This window comes from Bradyrhizobium sp. LTSP885 (assembly GCF_000938305.1).
In the GTDB taxonomy this organism is placed as follows: Bacteria; Pseudomonadota; Alphaproteobacteria; order Rhizobiales; family Xanthobacteraceae; genus Bradyrhizobium.
Window position 1 is genome coordinate 357,941 of record NZ_JYMT01000021.1, and the last position, 15,171, is coordinate 373,111.

13 protein-coding genes are annotated in these 15,171 nt (G+C 64.3%); 8 read left to right on the plus strand and 5 right to left on the minus strand.

Annotated features, from left to right (window positions below; genetic code table 11):
* Nucleotides 1-123: 123 nt before the first annotated feature.
* The 7 genes from UP09_RS15640 (at nt 124) to UP09_RS15670 (ending at nt 7,944) form a co-directional block, all read left to right on the plus strand.
* Nucleotides 124-873, plus strand: coding sequence for a COG4705 family protein (locus tag UP09_RS15640; protein ID WP_044539058.1), 750 nt, complete (start codon nt 124-126; stop codon nt 871-873).
* A 70-nt stretch (nt 874-943) separates the two neighbouring features.
* The gene (locus tag UP09_RS15645) at nt 944-1,348 is read left to right on the plus strand and encodes a hypothetical protein (protein ID WP_197082676.1); all 405 of its coding nucleotides are present in this window, start codon (nt 944-946) and stop codon (nt 1,346-1,348) included.
* A 41-nt stretch (nt 1,349-1,389) separates the two neighbouring features.
* Complete coding sequence (locus UP09_RS15650) at nt 1,390-2,184, plus strand: COG4705 family protein (RefSeq protein WP_044539060.1); 795 nt, start codon at nt 1,390-1,392, stop codon at nt 2,182-2,184.
* A 112-nt stretch (nt 2,185-2,296) separates the two neighbouring features.
* Nucleotides 2,297-3,025 carry an SDR family oxidoreductase gene (locus tag UP09_RS15655; protein ID WP_044539061.1) on the plus strand — a complete coding sequence of 243 codons (729 nt, stop codon included), beginning with the start codon at nt 2,297-2,299 and terminating at the stop codon, nt 3,023-3,025.
* Nucleotides 3,026-3,376: 351 nt separating this feature from the next.
* A complete protein-coding gene (locus tag UP09_RS15660; RefSeq protein ID WP_156164618.1) occupies nt 3,377-4,399 on the plus strand; it encodes a hypothetical protein in 1,023 nt (340 codons plus the stop codon).
* A gap of 90 nt (nt 4,400-4,489) precedes the next feature.
* A complete protein-coding gene (locus UP09_RS36360) occupies nt 4,490-7,084 on the plus strand; it encodes an SMP-30/gluconolactonase/LRE family protein (protein WP_156164619.1) in 2,595 nt (864 codons plus the stop codon).
* Nucleotides 7,085-7,125: 41 nt separating this feature from the next.
* Nucleotides 7,126-7,944, plus strand: coding sequence for a DsbA family protein (locus tag UP09_RS15670; protein ID WP_052833118.1), 819 nt, complete (start codon nt 7,126-7,128; stop codon nt 7,942-7,944).
* Nucleotides 7,945-8,614: 670 nt separating this feature from the next.
* On the opposite strand, the gene UP09_RS15675 is transcribed toward UP09_RS15670, so the two are convergent.
* The 5 genes from UP09_RS15675 to UP09_RS15695 all read right to left on the minus strand — a co-directional run bounded on the left by UP09_RS15675 (nt 8,615) and on the right by UP09_RS15695 (nt 13,436).
* Nucleotides 8,615-8,992: a response regulator transcription factor gene (locus UP09_RS15675; RefSeq protein WP_044539063.1), complete on the minus strand. Its 378-nt coding sequence runs from the start codon at nt 8,990-8,992 to the stop codon at nt 8,615-8,617.
* Nucleotides 8,989-9,855 (minus strand): S1C family serine protease, encoded by an 867-nt coding sequence (locus tag UP09_RS15680; RefSeq protein ID WP_044539064.1) that lies wholly within the window; start codon nt 9,853-9,855, stop codon nt 8,989-8,991. The genes UP09_RS15675 and UP09_RS15680 overlap by 4 nt, the downstream gene beginning before the upstream one ends.
* Nucleotides 9,856-10,192: 337 nt before the next feature.
* On the minus strand, nt 10,193-10,906 hold the full coding sequence (locus UP09_RS15685) for a response regulator (RefSeq protein WP_044539065.1): 714 nt from the start codon (nt 10,904-10,906) through the stop codon (nt 10,193-10,195).
* Nucleotides 10,899-12,515 carry a DUF4118 domain-containing protein gene (locus tag UP09_RS15690; protein WP_082070144.1) on the minus strand — a complete coding sequence of 539 codons (1,617 nt, stop codon included), beginning with the start codon at nt 12,513-12,515 and terminating at the stop codon, nt 10,899-10,901. The genes UP09_RS15685 and UP09_RS15690 overlap by 8 nt, the downstream gene beginning before the upstream one ends.
* Before the next feature lie 315 nt (nt 12,516-12,830).
* Nucleotides 12,831-13,436, minus strand: coding sequence for a hypothetical protein (locus UP09_RS15695; protein WP_044539067.1), 606 nt, complete (start codon nt 13,434-13,436; stop codon nt 12,831-12,833).
* A 503-nt stretch (nt 13,437-13,939) separates the two neighbouring features.
* Between UP09_RS15695 and UP09_RS15700 the strand changes: the two genes are divergently transcribed.
* Nucleotides 13,940-15,169, plus strand: coding sequence for an efflux RND transporter periplasmic adaptor subunit (locus tag UP09_RS15700; RefSeq protein WP_156164620.1), 1,230 nt, complete (start codon nt 13,940-13,942; stop codon nt 15,167-15,169).
* Nucleotides 15,170-15,171 lie beyond the last annotated feature (2 nt).

Below are 15,171 nucleotides of genomic sequence, written 5' to 3' on the forward strand. Positions count from 1 at the left end.
GACGTCGCGGACCAGTCTAAGTCGCGCCTAAGTCGGCTATGGCCATGATCTCGGCGTCGCTTGGGAACATCTGACTGTCAGGAGAACGCCGTGTCCACGACGTCACCCGTCCGCTCATCGCCGATGCTGAACAAGGTTCCGGAGGTCACCCTGATCTTCTGGGCCATCAAGATTCTCTCGACGACGGTCGGCGAGACCGGTGCCGATTATCTCGCGGTCCATGTCGGTCTCGGGGCAAACCTGACGACGGCGTGCATGGCGTCCCTGCTGCTTGCCGCGCTGGCCTTGCAGCTGCGCACCCGGCGCTACACTCCCTGGATTTACTGGCTGACGGTGGTCCTGGTCAGCACCGTCGGCACCCAAATCACAGATCTCCTGACCGATAGGCTGGAGATCAGCCTTTACGTCAGCACGGCCGTGTTTGCCTGCACATTGGCCGCAACGTTCACGATCTGGTTCGCCGTCGAGCGCACGCTGTCGATCCGCACCATCGTAACCACGCGCCGTGAGCTGTTCTACTGGGCCGCCGTCCTTGTGACCTTTGCGTTGGGTACGGCCGCGGGAGACCTGGCAACCGAAGCGCTCGGCCTCGGCTTTGCGCTCGGCCTCGTCGTGTTCGGCGTCCTGATCGCCTTTGTCGCGGTCTTCCATACGCTCGGCGCCAATCCGGTCCTCACCTTCTGGCTGGCCTATATTCTCACCCGGCCGCTTGGCGCGTCGCTCGGCGATCTGTTGTCGCAATCGCAAAATTACGGCGGGGTCGGCCTCGGCACCATCAATACCAGCCTTGCCTTCCTGACCATGATCATCGCGCTCGTCGCGTGGGTGACCTTCGAGGGCGATCGCAGCGAAGGCGCCGATCCTGCGCAGTGATGTCTGCTTCCGACCGTTTTTGACCAGATGCCCGGGCGATGCCGCGCGGGCCGCTATGAGGAGAGTGAACATGAAACGATTGGTCCTGGCGTCCACCATCGGCGTGCTGAGCCTCATGTCGGGCGAACCGCACCGGCAAGCGGACGGCCGCGTCTCCTTCATGCCGTCAGCCGAAGCCGCAATGTCCTCGAAGCTCGGCGACCTCTCGCCGTTCCGCGCCATCGTGGTCGACGTCGCCGGGTTGATCGACAAGGGCGATCTGGCCGGCGCCAAAACCAGGATCAAGGATCTCGAGGTGCAGTGGGACGACGCCGAAGCCGGCCTGAAGCCGCGCGCGGCCGCCGGCTGGCACACGGTCGACAAGGCGATCGACCGTGCGCTCGAAGCGTTGCGTGCGGCAACGCCGGACGCCCTCACATGCAAGCAGGCTGTCAGCGCGCTTTTGTCGGTGATGGAGCCCGCCGGAAAGTCCTGACGCAATCTCGCCCGTTCCCCGCAACAACATGATGCGATGCCATGACCGCTTTCAAATCCCACGATCTGCGTGACACTTTGACCAAGGTGCCCGAAGTCACCCTCGTCTTCTGGATCATCAAGATCGCCGCCACCACGCTCGGAGAAACCGGCGGGGACTCTGTGACGATGACCCTGGATTGGGGCTACCTGACCGGAACGGCGATTTTCCTTGCCGCACTCATCGTCCTGGTTGTGGCGCAGATTCTTGCGAGGCACTTCCACCCGTTGCTGTATTGGCTGACGGTCGTTGCCTCGACGACGTTTGGCACGACGATGGCGGATTTTGCCGACCGTTCCTTGGGGATCGGCTATACCGGAGGTTCGTCGCTGCTGCTTGCGCTGCTGCTGGTGACGCTGGTTTTCTGGTATCTTGTCGAGGGGTCGATTGCGGTGGAGACCGTGACCCGGCCGAGGGTCGAGGCCTTCTATTGGGCCGCCATCACCTTCTCCCAGACCCTGGGAACAGCGCTGGGAGATTGGGCGGCGGACACGACGGGCCTTGGCTACGAAGGCGGCGCGCTGGTGTTTGCGGCCGGACTGGCCATCCTCGCCGCGGCCTATGTCTGGACCAACATCTCGCGGGTGACCTTGTTCTGGGCTGCTTTCATCCTGACCCGACCGCTTGGCGCGACCGTCGGTGATCTCCTCGACAAGCCGGTCGACCATGGCGGGCTGGCGCTGAGCCGCCCGATTGCCTCGGCTGTCATCGCGGCCTTCATCCTTGGCTGCATCCTGTTGCTGCCCCAGCGTGCAGGACGGCATCCCGGTGAAACCCAGCCGGGCACCACAAGCTAGAAATTGTTGCGGCCGCTGGATCGTCAGGCGAAGACAGGCCTTTGCCCCGACAACGCCGCTTGCGCTTGCTATAGTACGGCGCATGTCGTGGTGACCCAGCAAGGTAAGGTCTATGGCGAGAGAATTGGAAGGCAAGGTTGCCGCCGTGACCGGGGCCGAATCGGGCATCGGATTGGCGAGCGCCGAGGCGATGTTGGCGGCAGGCGCTCGGGTCGTGACGGTCGACCGCGACGCGGCGGCCCTCAAGGCGCTCTGCAGCAAACACGGCGACGCTGTGATCCCGCTGGTGATCGACCTGCTCGACCCCAAGGACTGCGCGACGCTGTTGCCGAGGGTGCTGGAGACGGCCGGCCAGCTCGACATCCTGCATGCCAATGCAGGGACCTATGTCGGCGGCGACCTGGTCGATGCCGATACTGGCGCGATCGACCGGATGCTGAACCTCAATGTCAACGTCGTGATGAAGAATGTGCACGACGTGCTGCCGCACATGATCGCGCGCCGGACCGGCGATATCATCGTCACGAGTTCGCTCGCGGCGCATTTTCCGACGCCATGGGAGCCGGTTTATGCGTCGTCCAAATGGGCGATCAACTGCTTCGTCCAGACGGTGCGACGCCAGGTCTTCAAGCACGGCATTCGCGTCGGCTCGATCTCGCCGGGACCCGTCATCAGCGCGCTGCTCGCAGACTGGCCGCCCGAGAAGCTGCAGGAGGCCAGGGAGCAGGGAAGCCTGCTGGAGGCAAGCGAAGTGGCCGAGGTGGTGATGTTCATGCTGACCCGGCCCCGCGGCATGACCATTCGCGACGTCGTCATGCTGCCCACGAATTTCGATCTCTAAAGCACTTCGATCTCTGAAGCATGATGCCGCCGATCAGAGAAGCCGTCCCAAGCCAATTTCCCGCCATCGCGCGGCAATCCGATCCGGACTGTTGCTTTCCGCTGCGGCCCGTGCTTTCGCGTTGCAGACGGCCGCAACCGGATGTAGCATTCTACCGTCAAGCGCATACGTCGAGAAACACTATCTCACGGCTGTCTCATGGCGGCAGGCGAGCGCAATGCACACGGGGTGCGCGGGCTCTTCAGCCTCGCGCGCGGGGCAGTTTTGACCGCGGCAATTTTCGCTTCCACAACATTTTTCACTGCCGACCGGGCGCGGGCGGACTGCTTTTCGGACATCGTGAATTCGGTGGTGAATACCGCAAGCGCGGTGGATTCACCGCAATGCCAGGCCGCGTTTTCCGAATCGTCGTTGTTCACAACCGGATTGATTGCCGCGTTCGAGGCCGACCAGGGCCTGGCCAACCAAATCTGCAACGACGTCAACAACGTCAACACATGGCTGCCCTCGCTCTCACAAACCTTGCTGAACGAGTTGGGGCCCCTCAACCCGATCGACTTCGCGACCTGCGCCTGCTCGATGTATCAGGGCATCGGCCAACTGCCCAGCGAAGCCGTGTCGTGCATTCAGGGATTGATCTGCGGCCTTTCGGAGCTCGTCGGTCTCGGCAATCCCTGCCAGACCTGCCAGCAGCCGCCGCCGCTTCCGGCCAACTGCACACCGCCGGCGGCATGTTACAATTTGCAGAACGACCCCTCACTGTATCAGACCTGCCAGAACATCCTTCAGTACAACACCGAGGGACCCAATGACGGGTATTTCCCGGTCCAGGAACAACAGGAGCCCGACGGAAGCTGGATCATCATCACCGGCATCAGCGGCTCCGGTGCGCTGACGACCTGCAACCCCGGCCAGTATTGCATCTGCCCCAGCCCGATGACGGTCGTGAACGTCAGGGAATACGATCCGAGCGGCAACTCGAACTGGTGGTATGCGACGTGCCAATGTCCATCGGGCACCAAACCGCTGAAGCCGTCGGGGCCGCTGGCCTATGTTTGCATCTGCGACTCGACCGGCCTGCCGGCGGTGCCGCCGGATTGGGGCCAGCCCACGACTCCGGGTGGCAACAACCTCAATCCCACGCACTCGATCTGCCCGGTCCCGCTCACCGGCGTGCCATGTCCTGTCGCCGGCCAGATCCGCGTCAGCAACAACACATGCGTGGCGCCTTGCACCAAGCCGGGAGAGGTGATGACGCCTGACGGCGTCTGTTGCGATCCGAACAATGTTGCGGCGTGCGGACAGTGCTGCGGGCCAGGATTGGTCCCCAATCCAGCCAACGGAACCTGCATGCCGAACCAGACCACTCAGTAGGCGGCGATGGCATCGGCGCGCAAACAGCATGTGCCGGTCCGAAGCCGGGCCCTTCGCCGACTACACTGGTGCGCGGCAGCGTTGCTGTCGGTGTCGATATGGATCGGTCCTGCTGACCTGAAGGCACAACAGACTCCGGTCTATGTCGCCGGCAACGCCGCGGTGACCGGCTTCTCCGGCGCCTTGCCGCCGGTGCAGATCGCCGCCGGCGTCAATCCAAACAGCAAGACGTTCATCGACCTTAACGGCCCGTCGCTGCGCGTCGTCGATCTGCAGACCATGGGCGGTCCGGCCAAGGCGCAGCTCGTAGGCGCGCCAAAGCTGTTCACGTTTCCCGCCGCCGCGATCGGGCAGGTGTTCGGCGTGGCGATCGACGATGCGTCGCCGCCCAACATCTACGCCGCGGCAAGTTCGGCCTACGGACTGCCGATCGTAGCACCGGGAGCGGACGGCCGTGCCGAACACGTCGCGCGCGGCGCGCCGAAGGCTGCGTTCATGCCGGGTCTGTGGGGTCCGCAAGGCGGCCCGGGATCGATCTGGAAGATCGAAGGCCTCAGCGGCAAGGTCAGCCTGCTGGCCAATGTCGCGCGCGATGGCCGGCGCAATTCCGGCGCCGCACTTGGCGGCCTTGCCTACAATCCGGAGGCGCCATCGCTCTATGTCGCCGATCGCGAGAGCGGAATGATCCACCATCTCGCGATGAATGGCGGCAATCTCGGCAGTTACGACCATGGCGTGACCGGACGCGCCGCCCAGGGGCTGCCGCAGCTGCCGTGGAATCCGCAACCGGCGGTCGATGTCGCGAGCCCGCAATTCGACAGCACGCAACCGGCGACGTGGAACTACGCGGCCGCGGAGCGGCGCATCTTCGGGCTCGCCGTTGACCAGCACCGGCTGTACTACGCAGTCGCCGACGGCCTGCAGATCTGGTCGGTCAGTTTGGGTCCGGACGGTGGATTCGGCAATGACGCTGAGATCGAACTGGTCGTGCCGCCCGCCGCGGGTCCGACCGAAATCTCCGGGATCACCTTCGATGAGCAGGGCCGGATGTATCTCGCCGACCGGCCGGCGCCAAGCGGCGCGTTCGACTTCGAGGCTTTGGCGGTCGGCGGTATAGGCCGCGTGCTGCGCTATGCCGTGACTGGGACGATGCCGGATGGCCGGCGCGTCTGGCAGCAAGCGCCGGATCCCTATGCGACCGGATTTCCGCAGCGCTTCCGCAACGGCAATGGCGGCGTCGCGATCGGCTACAATTATGATCGCCTCGGCAACCTCGTCGCGCGGACATGCGGTGGCTTCATGTGGACGACGGGGGAGGACCTGCGTCATCCGGCCGATGATGCGCTCGCCGCGCAGCTCGCGAAATCCGGCGCGCTTGATATCAACGGCCTGCAAGGCAACGGCACCTGGGCTACTCATCGCGACGGCGAGCCGCCGCTCGACAGCTACTTCATCGATGATTTCGACAGCGTTCCGGACGTCGCGCCCGACGCTGCGGCGCGCGGACATATGGGCGACGTTGCGATCAAGCGGCAGTGCTCAGACGCAATGCGTGCGAGCCTCCGCACCGGTGGCCTGCAACCGGGTGGCGCGCCGCCGCCGGTTGGCAGTTCCCCGCCCGACGGGGGAAACCCACCGAACAAGCCACCGCCGCCGCCACCGAACACGCCGCCGGGTGGCTGCGCGCCCGGCCAGGTGCGCCGCGGCGCCACGCAGGACTGCTCCAGTTGTTCAAGGCCCAACGTCCTGATCGGCGGCGTATGTTGCAGCCCGGCCCAGATCTCGGTCACCAGCGGAGCCTGCTCGAATTCAAGCTGTCAGGCCGGGCAGACGCCGATTCCGCCGAGCAATTTCTGCTGCAACAGCGGCCAAGTCTATACCGGTGCGGGCGGAGCGCCGGCGTGCTGCAGCACGCCGCTGGTCAATGGCACCTGTCCGACGCCGCCTCCGCCGACATCCGGTTGCGGGAAAGGCTACGTGCCGATCGGAAAATCCTGTTGCCTTGCCAGCCAGCTGACCTCGACCGGCATTTGCTGTCCGGCCGGACAGACGCCGAGCGGCCCCAACAAGAGCCAATGCGAGATCCTGATCCCGATCAAGCCACCGATGTGCTGCGCACCGGGCAAGATTCCAACCGTCGGCGGCCAGTGTTGCGTGGCCTCGCATGTCACGACTGGCGGCGTGTGCTGTAACGGGCCGCTCGATCCGGCGCATCGCGGCAGTTGCGAGAAATTGATCCCGCTCGTCGGATGCGCCACGGGGTACACGAGGATGCCCGACGGATCGTGCTGCAACGCCCGGTTTGTCGGCGCCGATGGGAAATCCTGCCGAACCGGTCTTCCGTCCTCACCGGTGGTTCCGCTGATCCCGCCGGCCCGCGGCGGCTGCGGGGCAGGCTTGATACGCGATCGCGACGGCGACTGCGTCAGGCCGCCGGCTGCGCCTTCACCCGCCTGTCCGCGCGGCACGATCCGGCTCGGCGATGGAGAATGCGTGGCAGCGGGGCCGCCACCTTGCCCGATGGGCATGGTGCGGACGCCGCGCGGGTTCTGCGTGCCGGTTGGGCCACGGCGTTTCGGACCCGGAGGGTATCCGGGCGGACCTCCTTTCGGCCCGCCGCGCTTTGGCGGACCCGGACGGTTCGGGCCTCCGATGGGCAGACCCGGCCCGTTCCGGCGATGGTAGCAAATCAACCAGGGTTCGCGGCGAGCGCGATGGAGGGATCGATGAGACGCAAATTCGCAAACCGGCTTGCAGCGGTGATCGCCGGCGGCCTGATCATGTTCGCGCCGCATCCGGCATCGGCGCAGGACGCGAATGAAGAAATCGGAAAGATCATCAAGGAGTATCTCGCGTCGCATCCGGATGAGATTGGTGAAATCGCCAAGAGCTACTTCCTGAAACATCCCGAAGCGATCGCGCAAGTGCTGGCGGAGATCCTCAAGCGTCGGCCGCCGACGGGCGCTGCCGCCAATGTCCTGGCCGATCACGGCCCCGCCATCGCGAGCAACGCGGCTGCGCTGTTTTCCTCGCCGCACCAGGTGACGCTCGGCAATCCCGACGGCGACGTCACACTGGTCGAGTTCTTCGATTACAGTTGCGGCTTCTGCAAGCGGGCGCTGCCCGATTTGCTCACGCTGCTGAAGGACGATCCGAAATTGAAGGTCGTGCTCAAGGAGCTGCCGATCCTCGGGCCGGGCTCGCTGGATGCAGCGCGGGTCGCAGTCGCGGTGCGCATGCAGGATGCCGGCGGCGAAAAATACGTCGCCTTCCATCAAGCGCTGCTCGGCAGCCCGGGACAAGCGGGCAAGGAGAAGGCGCTCGCGGCGGCCAGGGACCAGGGGCTCGATATGGCCCGTCTCGAGCAGGACATGGCGAGTGACGAAATCGTCGCGACCTTCAAGGAGGATGTGCAGCTCGCCAGCGCCATAGGCATTACAGGCACGCCGGGATATGTGATCGGCAAACAGGTGGTCTATGGCGCCGTCGGCATCGCGGAGCTGAAGCGGCAGATCACCGCGGCACGCAGCGCTGCAACGCGCTGAGATCTTTGGCGGGGGCATCAGCAGCCCGACGGGCAAATCGGCAAAACCCGCCAAGCCCCCGCGATAAAAATATTTCGCTTTATCCGAAGACAAACTCAGTATATAGATTTGCCTGTCCCACCCGATCGAGGGGCGAGCGCACGTCACGAACGCGCGGTGGGATGCGGTGGACGCGGATTGCGCAACAGACGAGTGCGCATAAGGCGGACGGCGAAGTCGTGTGGTCCTTACGCTGCAATGCAGGCGGAAAGTTTTTGAGAGCTGACGCTTCCCAGAGACAACGGTGGCAACAAAGCGCTCACCGGGGAGAGCACGAAGGAAACCGTAAACCCATCGCGCAGGGAAAGCCGGGTTGTTTCCGGTTACACCTGTGGTCCTACCCCGGTGCTTTTTGTTGCACCGGGCCCATGGGTGCAATCGGCACCCGGCTTTCCCTGCGCCCTCTGTTCAAGAGAGGGCGAAACGAGAAGCAAAACTCGGGCGAAACATGCCGCGAGAATGCGAAGCTGCGTCCCCATTCACAGATGTCATCGCCCGGCCTGTGCGCAATTGCGCACATGGACCGGGCGACCCAGTACGCCGCGGCCCATCGGCTCAAGCACCGCCGTCTCTGGAATACTGGATCGCCCGGACAAGCCGGGCGACGACACCGATGTTGGCTATTGTCCTCTCACAAATTGATCACACCGCGCCGCGCCGCATGCGCGACGGCGTCGGTGCGGCCGGTGGCGTCGAGTTTGTCGAGCAGCGAGCCGACATGAAACTTGGCGGTGTGGACGGAGATGCCGAGGCGGCGTGCGATCATCTTGTTCGACGCACCTTCGGCCAGCAGCGCCAGCACGTCGAGCTCGCGCGGCGTCAGTTCGAAGTCGCCAGGCGAGCCCGCGGCCTCCCGATCGCGCGAGACGATCGCGGCCGCGGCCGGCTCTCCCGGCGCGGCGAGGCGCAGGCCGGCGACGCCGCCGAGCAGCGTCGCCAGCCGGTCTGCCAGGACCGGATCGTCGATCTGCAGCGAGATCACGACGTCGGGTGCGGTCGCTTCGCTCACGCCTCCGGCCTTTCGCCGATCGTCACCCTGACGTGCAACGGCTCACCACCACGACGGACCGTCACGTCGACCACGGTGCCGACGCTCTTCGGGCCCAGGCTCCGCGACAGCGCCCGCACGCCGGACAGCCGCTCATCATTGACGGCAATGATCACGTCGCCTTGCCGGATGCCGGCGGCGGCCGATGGACCGTCCTTGTCGACATTCATCACCATCGCGCCGATGCCGTCGTCGAGGCGGATCGGCTGCATCCCGAGGCCGAGATATCCGCGCGGGATGCGGCCGCTTCTTTCGAGCTGCGCCGCGACGCGCTCGATGGTCGAGGTCGGGATCGTCAGCACGCGGCGCGGACCGAGGACTGCCATGCCGAAAGCGTCTCCTTCGGCATTCAGCGCCAGTCCGCCCTGCTGGCTGTGCCGCAGCCGCACGTCGAGTTCGACCCGTGCGTCGATCTCGCCGCCACGCATGCTGCGCCAGGCCGCGCCCGACAGCGAGACCATGCCGAGCCGCGCGGTTGGGGCGCCGCTATCAGCCGCGACGACAACCGCAAGCGATCCCAGCGCCGGGATATTTGCCGACAGTTTGACTGGGGCGATATCTCCGTCGATCCGCAGCAGCGCGATGTCGGTGGTGTGGTCGCGCCCGGCGACGGTCGCCTGCCGCCGGCTGCCGTCGGAAAGTTGGATTTCGACCTCGCCTTCGTCGGCCAGCGCCTCGTCCGCGGTGACGATGAGGCCGGGCTTCCAGACGAAGCCGGACGCCCGCAGACGATGCGAATGCACGGAGACGATCGCGGGTGCGGCGCGCGCGACCGCCTCCGCAAGGGCTGAAGAGAGGGCGGAGAGGGTGGTCGAATCGGTCATGGAAAGCTCCTGTGGCTTCCCTCAATCTGGGATGCCGCCGGCGGTCCGGAAACTGGCCGAATGGGCAGGGTCCGGCTCCGCGCCGGCAACCACTGCCAATAGGCGTGGATCGGTCAGATTCGGTCCCGGGTCCTCCAGGCGAACAGCAGGAAGGCGGCCACGACGGCGACCACGATTAGCATCCAGTTCTGGCCCTCGAAGCCGAGGATATGAAAAGGCCGTATCAGAAATTGCACCGCGCGCCCCTTTTCGAGGCAAACTAAGGCTTTCCGCGATGGAAATATATTATTTTTGTATGTCTGTCCCGGCCGGTCGCGCCCGATGTGGCGTCGGTATTTCAGACCGCCACGATGGGTTCCAGGCGGTTCTCCAGCCGGTAGCCAACCCCGGACTCGGTGATCAGCAGACGCGGCTGGTTTGGATCGGCCTCGATCTTCTGGCGGAGCTTGCGCACCAGGATACGCAGGTACTGGATGTTGTCCCGCTGGTTGCCGGTCCAGATCTCCTTCAGCAGCTGATCGTGCGTCACCACAAGCCCGACATGCATCGCCAGGATGTGCAGCAGGCGGTATTCCTTCCGGGTCAGCTTGATCCTGGCGTCGTTGAGCGAGACGGTCCGGCTGGCGAGATCGACGGCGAGCGGCCCGACCACGACCACCGGATTCTCGGTGGCGCTCTTGAAATAGCGGCGCAACGCAGCGTCGCTGCGCGCGAGAAGCTCGGCCATGCCGAACGGCTTCACCACGTAGTCGTCGGCGCCCGCCTGCAGCAGGCGGACCTTCTCATCCTCGTTGGCTTCGACGGAGAGCACGATGACCGGAACGTTCGACCACGAGCGCAGCCGCTCGAGTGCCTCGCTGCCGTGCAGGTCCGGCAGACCAAGATCGAGAATCACGAGGTCGGGCGAATTGAACGTCGCGATCTTCAGTCCCTCGGCGGCATTCTCCGCCTCGAGGACCGAGAAGCCATGGATCTCGAAGCCCGCGCGCAGGAAACGCCGGATCTTCGGCTCGTCGTCGATCAAGAGGACGAGGTTGCTCGGCTTACTCATCGTCGAAGGCGGCCAGTTCCGAGGTTTCGCATTGAAGGGCAGGTAGCAAGATCGATGCCGTGGTGCCGAGACCCTGGCCGCGACTGGCGATTTCGACGGTGCCGCTGTGGGTCGTGACGAAAGTAGACGCGATCCAGAAGCCGAGCCCGGAGCCCGGGATACTGGCCTGATGGCGCTCGCTGCGAAACGATTTGCGGCCGATATGGCGCTGCTCGTCCGGTGTGATGCCGACGCCCTGGTCGACGATCGATATGATGACGCGCCCGCGGTCGTGTCGGGTCAGGACCTTGATCGTCGAGCCGGACGGCGAATATTTGGCGGCGTTCTCCAAAAGCTGGCCGCAGGCCTCCTCGATCAGGCCGGAATCGACATTGAGCAGCGGCAGTTCGTCCTCGAACGCGATCTCCAGGAGATGCGCCTGAAGGCGCCGGGCGCGGCCCTTCACCGCGGCATTGACGATGTCGCGCGGATCGGCCCATTCGAGACGGGGGGTCAGCCCGCCGGCGGTCACCCGCGTGGCATTCAAGAGGTTCCGGATATGGCCGTCGAGGTGGGCGACCTCCTCCGAAATCGCTTCCGTCAGCGAGTGGAGCCGCTCGTCATCGCGAACCGCCTGCATCGAGTCCATGACGCTCACCGACCCCCGGATCGCCGCCAGAGGCGAGCGCAGCTCATGCGAGAGCGTGCCGTGGAAGGCGTCGCGCAACAGTTCGGCCTGCAGATGCAGCCGGGCGTCGTCCATCGCCTTGCCGATATCGAGCCGTTGCAGCGTCAGTGTGACCTCTTCGAGGATCGCCTCGACGCGCCGGGTCCGGCTCCGGATCTCATCGAGGGTGCCGTGCCCGACATTGATGGCGATGACGCCGTGGACCACCGTCTCGGAACTGATGGTGCGCAGCAGCCAGATATTCTGCGACGGTGCATCGACGACGCTGCGGCCGGTCGCGCCGACGGTCTCCGTCATGGCCGTCACGGCCTCCAGCACTGTCGGCGGGGCGATCGCAGATCCCGGCAGCGATTTGAAGTGGCCGTCCGAGGCGGCGACGAACAGCGCCCCGCGCGCGCCGAGCGTATGCGAGAGGTAATAGTGAATGGCGGCGATCAGGTCGGAGACCGTGAAGCAGGCGGCCAGCCGCTTCGAGAATCCATAGAGATGCTGGATCTCCCTCTCACGGCGCCGCAGCAGCTCGGTCTCGCGCCGCAGCCGCGACGCAAGATTGCTGGTCGCCAGCGCCACGACGAGGAACAGCAGAAGGTCGACGGCCTCCTGCGGGTTGTCGACCCGAAAGCTGTAGACCGGTTCGAAGAAGAAGAAATCGGAGGCGGCGATTGCGGCCAGCGACGCGAACGTGCTCGCCCATATGCCCCAGCGCGTGGCTGCGAAGATGATCGGGATCAGATAGGCGACGGGGATCAGGGTGGCCGCGACCATCGAGTCGAGCACGAACAGCAGTGCCGTGATCAGCAGGATCGAGCCGACCGACAGCACGAGAGGCAGCACGTCGAGCCGCATCGCCCACGACGATTGCGTCTCGTCGGTCAATACGGCGTCAGGTGTCGTTTCAGTGCGGCGCGTTCGGGCATCCGCGAGCCGTTGAAACAGAGGCATGGAATCAATCAAGTATTTTGCTCTCGTAGAGAAAGACACCGGAAGATTCTCGCTCTGGCCTTCCGGGCCAGCACAGAATCCGCCCCGGCAACATCCGACAGGTGTACCGAACACGAAACGGTACGCCGCCAAAATGGCCCGCGTCCGCGCAAATGCTCAACGTCCGATCGTCGTTATTGCCCCGATGTCGCCAACTACCCAGCGACCCGAGCATTCCTCAGAACCGGATATAGATTCAATGTTGTTGGAGCGGACGGGATATATAAAAGTAATAGCCGCGGCTCGACGCGGCGGCTTGCGGATCGGTTCGAGGGTTCAGCGCAGATGCGGCAGGGGCGATTTGTCGTCGGATCTCTGCAGCAGCTCGTTGACGTAGCCGAGCGCGAGTTTTTCCCCTGCGAGCTCCGGCTTCGACGCCCGGTACAGACCGGATTCGCCGATCTGGTTGGCCCGCGGCGGCGTCAGTTTGCTGATTGCCGCCGAGCTGATGTATTTGGGCGGATAGAGATAGAAGTCCATCAGCGGGGTCAGCGAAGAGCCGGATTGCCGCTTCAGGATGGACAGCGCCGTTGCGCCGGCGTCCGGATAAAGGGCGCTCCAGCCGGCGAAGCTGCTGGCCAATATCTCCAGCGACAGGATCGCGGTCGCGATCTCGACAAAGCCCTGGTGGGACTTCTTGGCGCTTCGGGTCGTCGACGCCTTTCGCAGCCGTTGCCGGAATTCGCGATGGCGTTCGATGAAGGGCCCGAGCCTGGCGCGCCACAACATGTCGGGCAGGCAGGCATAGCCGTGAACGTCGTGATAGCTCTCGATCAGGTTGCGGCACTGCGCCGTGAGATTGGCCGGCAGGAAGTCGAGATCGATATCGTCGATCCCGCCATCGAGGGCCGCATCGTTTGCACAGTTCGTAACGTTCGCCACGACGAGCGATGCTCCGTTGCATCGAAGCGAACGATTTCGCTCCAGCAACAAGCTTAGCCAATGGCTGCATATATCTTCGATGGAGGTATCCGGCGGTTTCCATAGCAATAAAATAGCAATCGTATCGATTCCGAGCGCAGCGCTTGCCGCGCTATGGCGGAAATGACACAGCCCGCTGCAATCTGTTGCAGCGTGTCGCAAGATCTTAACAAAACGTCACGCCGTTCGCCGGGTTCTTGAGCAAGTGCGTAAGCAAATGACGCTTATGTGCGCAACTAACGTCAGGAGGATCGCTTCGGATATTTTATCTTAATGAAAGCGTGGGGAGACCCGTATCGCCTTTTTCTCGGTGCCCCGGGAATGATTACGCTGGCCTTACACGCGCGAGCGCTCGAAGCGTCGGTTGCATTAGCTTGGGGCAAAATCATGAAGAGGCTTCTTTATAGCGGGCGTATCGTTGTCGGCGGTGGGTGCGTCTCGGATACTATGACGATTGTAGTGTTATGATGATTGTAGCGAACAGGAATTGGCGGCGTACGGCGATCCTCGTCGCAGCGATGGTGCTGGCGGCGGGCGGTCTATATGCCGCGGGTCGAATATTCGCGCCGCATGCCAAATCATCCGAAGTGTCGAGCCAGGCCCGCGCGAAGCCGCCGCGCTATATACCCACAGCCGCGGAATGGGCGACGCTGTCAGTCGAGCCGGTGGTGGAGCGCGTCTTTCGTGCCGAGCACATCACTGAAGGCAAGGTCGCGGTCAACGAAGAGAGCTCGACGCCGATCTTTTCGCCCTATGCCGGGCGGGTCATCAAACTCCTGGTCAAGCCCAGCGACGTTGTCGAGCGCGGTCAGCCGCTGTTCGTGGTGGAAGCCACCGACGCCGTGCAGGCGCTGAACGATTTCGTTGCGGCGCTGGGTACACTCAACACCGCCCGCTCGAAGCTGAAGCTGGCCGAGACCGTCGAGAAGCGGGCCAACGATCTTTATGCCGGCAAGGCCGTGCCGCTGAAGGACTGGCAGCAGGCGCAGGCCGATCTGACCACGGCCCAGAACGACTTGCGTTCGGCCGAGACCGCGCTCGAAGCGACGCATAACCGATTGCGGATCCTCGGCCGGTCCGAGGAGCAGATCACGTCGTTCGAGCAGACCAGGCAGATCAGCGCCGATACGCCGATCTACTCGCCGATCGGAGGCACCGTCGTCCAGCGCAAGGTAGGTCCGGGTCAGTTCATCAGCAGCGGCGCCAGCGATCCGGTGTTCGTCATCGGAGACCTTTCCACGGTTTGGTTGACGGCTTTCGTGCGCGAGAGCGAGGCGGCCGATGTCGCTGTCGGGCAGGAGATGGCGTTCACCGTGCTGGCTCTGCCGGGCAAGGCGTACACGGCCAAGCTCGACTATGTCGCTGCGGCGATTGATCCGGCAACCCGCCGCTTGCTGGTGCGCGCGACGCTCGACAACAGGGACGGCCAGCTCAAGCCGGAGATGTTCGCCAGCGTCACGATCTATGCCGGCGGCAACCGTCCCTCCGTCGGCGCGCCGAAGCAGGCGCTGATCTATGAGGGTGATCACGTCCGGCTTTGGGTTGCGCATGATGACAAGTCGATCGAGTTACGTGAGATCGAAACCGGCCTGACCAACGGCAATCTGGTCGAGGTTCGCACCAATCTGAAGGCCGGCGAGCAGATCGTGACCCGAGGCAGCCTGTTCATCGATCGGGCTGCGTCCGGCAGTTAGCC